Annotated in this window: 2 protein-coding genes; one reads left to right on the top strand and one right to left on the bottom strand. The window is 27.2% G+C overall.

Annotated elements, in window-relative coordinates; genetic code table 11:
* The first annotated feature begins 31 nt into the window (after positions 1 to 31).
* A complete protein-coding gene (locus BCR23_RS04395; RefSeq protein ID WP_069634281.1) occupies positions 32 to 1,075 on the top strand; it encodes a D-alanine--D-alanine ligase family protein in 1,044 nt (347 codons plus the stop codon).
* On the opposite strand, the gene BCR23_RS04390 is transcribed toward BCR23_RS04395, so the two are convergent.
* On the bottom strand, positions 1,072 to 3,471 hold the full coding sequence (locus BCR23_RS04390; protein ID WP_069634280.1) for a hypothetical protein: 2,400 nt from the start codon (positions 3,469 to 3,471) through the stop codon (positions 1,072 to 1,074). The two genes, BCR23_RS04395 and BCR23_RS04390, sit on opposite strands and share 4 nt — an antisense overlap.
* Positions 3,472 to 3,503: the final 32 nt, after the last annotated feature.

The following is a 3,503-nucleotide window of genomic DNA, read 5'->3' as shown; positions in this document are numbered from 1 at the left end:
AATAACTATAAATTATTTGGAGGTTTTTATAATGGACTATTTGAAGAAAACAGAAATTGCTAACTGTTTAAATATAGCTAGAGGGATGATGGAAAATAAAGAACTAGTGATTGTTTTTAACTCAATTGGATTCACCAATAAAATAGATATAACTCAAGAAGATAGTGACTTCTTTACAAATAAAGAAATTGGAGCTATTTTCGATGCTTTGATAGAATCAGGAATCAAAGTTATTCCTTACAACAACGAGACTTGTTTTTCAGAGGACATTCTCACGAATAAGTTTGATACTAGTCAAACAATTGTATGGAATCTCTCGCGACAAGGATCAGACAATAATCAAAAATCTTTAGTTACCAGTTTATCTGACTACTATCAATTTACCTATTTAGGGTCAAGTGTCTATACTATGAATCTATGTCGACACAAATATCATTTTCAAAAAATTCTAGATTCATATAAGTTAGCACAAATTAAAACCTATACTGTCAATGAATTCATAAATGATTCCAATCTTAAAGATGGTAAGTACATTATAAAAATGATGAAAGGTTCTGCGAGTAGAGGTCTTTCCAAGGAGAAAGTAAATTTATCTAAGGAAAAAGTTCTTAGTTTTCTAGCAAATAATGAAGATAATAGTCTGCTTACCATCCAAGAGTTTGTACCAGGTTATGAAATTGAAATTCCTTTATTTAAAATTAAAGGTGAATTTAAAGCTATAGGTATTGCAGGTGTTAATATTAACGATAAAGATTTTCTTGATGATGATATTATGCCTGAAGAATTGAACAGTGACAATTCATACAGGTTTTATGACTTTATAAATTTCACTAATAAAGAACTAGGCTATGACTCTCATTTCATTATTGAGTTAGCAATTAGAATCGCTACAATATTAGAGATTGAAAACTATTGTAGAATCGATTTCAGAGTCTCTTCAAATGGAAATCCATATTGTTTTGATATTTCAACAACTCCTTATGTAACTGAACATTCTTCTCCTAACTATTTAATTGATAAAGCTGGTTTTACACACTCTGACTTGATGTTATTAATTCTTTCAACTTTAGCTTAACTCCAATATTGATAATCACTAAATAGCCAAATCTTTTTAAATATAACATCTGAAGTTCTCAAACTGGTGTTTAACTTTTTTTCCAAAGTTATAATATCAGTTTTTTCTTTTTGTTTGCATAACTTTTCTAAGAATTTAATTCTTTTTTTTAAATATAGTATTATATTTGTATCATTAAACAGAGCCGGTACAGATAATTGCTTAACTCTGTCTAATAAAAGGTTTTCGTTTTCATCTGAAGAAGGATCCAAAAGGTCAAGTACAATCAAATTATAATTAGCATAGAACCGATAAAAATCATCGTTAATATTGTTTTTCAATATCTTAAATAGGTACTCTCTGGCAATTTTAACGTCCCCTTTTAGAAGATAAAAACCTGCAATGTTATTCATAACTATATTTTTTTCGTCTAACCGTTTTAGTTTTTTTATCCATCGATTTAATTCTTTTGATGAATAAGATTTCGCAAGTAAAAATTCAGATAAAATTTGATTATTAATTATTTTATAGGCATTTTGTTTATAGGATTTTAAAATGCTTTTTCTATTTTCCGCCAAAGTAAGCACATTTTTAACATCTTCTTCAGTTTTATAAAAACTAATCCCTAAGAGATTTGAAAACACTACAGGAAAAACATCATAGATATTTAAATCACCAAAAACTTCTTCTTTAGACAACATTCGATTAATTAAATCTAAAAGAATATAATAAGTTTCATTGTATGGAAGAATACTTGATGCAATAATATGGTTTTGAACGTAGTAAGAAATATATTGATAAACATTTATCTTCATGTGTTTTCTAATCAATCTATCGGTCTCATTAAAAATTTCTATTGCCTCTTTTCTAAATGTATTATTCAATACATTAATCAATTGAGGAGCTAATAGATTGCCTACCTTTATTTGCATCTCAATCTCTCTCTTATCTTTTAACTCTTGATAGATACGTAATAAATTTTTAAGCTGAATGACGATAATCGGGTAGAGAACTTTTCTTTCTTGGGAAGACAACAACATTCTTAAATACAGAAAATGATATTCTGCTTCTAATAAACTTGAATTATTTTTTTGTAATTTTCTTTGTATGATTGGCTGTAACTTGTTAAACATTTCAGAAGAATCATCACTAAAAAAAAGGTTAAGCTTATCAATTACATGCATAGCGTCCAAAGTTTCTAATGGAAGATATTTTTTTATATCATTTGTTAAAGTTCCTCTGATATGAGAAATCAGAAAGTATTCTTGGGCTTGTGGCTGACTAAAATATTTTGCATTGTTAGCTCTAAGAGTATACTGTTCTGGATAGTCTGCTCTTAATAGATAGTCAATGGATAATGCAGTGTCTCTTTTCACCCGTCTGTTTGTATAGCTTTCAATAAACCCCTCTTTACTGATTAAAAAAGCTTCATCAATTTTGAAAAAACTATTCTTTTCAAGAATAATTTTGCTATTCTTTAAATTTTCCATTTCTGTTATAAAATCAAATAGAGGATCTTTTTCTAAATAAGTTAGATCGTCATAACTAATCTCCTTAGGAAACATAAGGAGATATAATAACAAATTTTCTAAATCCGTGCCAGCATTACTGCTACCTACAAAACTGGCTGACAAGATATTTTTAAACATTTCCGATGACTGTTCGGATGTTACATTAATACTATCCGTATGAGAATAAAAATCAGCTAGACTAGAAATGACACCATATTTATCCTCTCCCCAATAGAATATTTGTTGTACAAGTTCTTCATTATTCAAATTTTTGAGTTTATAGAACAGACTTCTATCAACAATAGCTTTTATATTGGCAACATCCTCAGAAAAATATTTTTTATAAACTTCGTAATTCAATTCTGGAAATTCAAATTGTTCATCTGCCTTTTTGCTGTAAAAATTTTTAACTTCAATATCAGAAGTTGTCATTATTATTTTTTTTATGCAGTTTTTATCATTAAAAATAGTTTCGATTTTTTCATAACTGATTGCTCCGTTCAGTTTTATGTTATCTAACCATATAATTTGAATCTTTTTTTTAGCTCTTGATTTTAAAAGCTTATCAATTAAGCTCAATGTAACATCAATTTTTATATCACCTGTATCAATTCTGTTGTTAATTAGCTGGCTTATTTTATCTTTATTATTCATGTGTTTAATATCTTCATAATAAATATAACCATTTTCATCTTCAAATAGTCGAATAATTGAAACTTTCTTTTTACTTAAGAAAATATTATTCAATAGTAAGTTAACTAACTCAGATTTTCCGGATTTACGCTTTCCATAAATTAAAAAGAAATTTGCTAAAGCATTAAAGTCGATATTTCCTTTATTGTCTTTTTTTATAGAATTTTTGAATTGATTAAATTTACTATTCCAAAAATCAAATTGAATACTCAATACTTTTAACCTCCAAATAATTTATAGTTATT

This window comes from Enterococcus quebecensis, from assembly GCF_001730365.1.
Classification (GTDB): domain Bacteria; phylum Bacillota; class Bacilli; order Lactobacillales; family Enterococcaceae; genus Enterococcus_L; species Enterococcus_L quebecensis.
The sequence above is the reverse complement of the archived record's forward strand: the minus strand, read 5'-3'. Positions and strand labels throughout refer to the sequence as shown.

Excerpts from the sequence above, each read along its gene's own strand:
- BCR23_RS04395 (WP_069634281.1), top strand. The coding sequence starts at position 32 with ATGGACTATTTGAAGAAAACAGAAATTGCTAACTGTTTAAATATAGCT.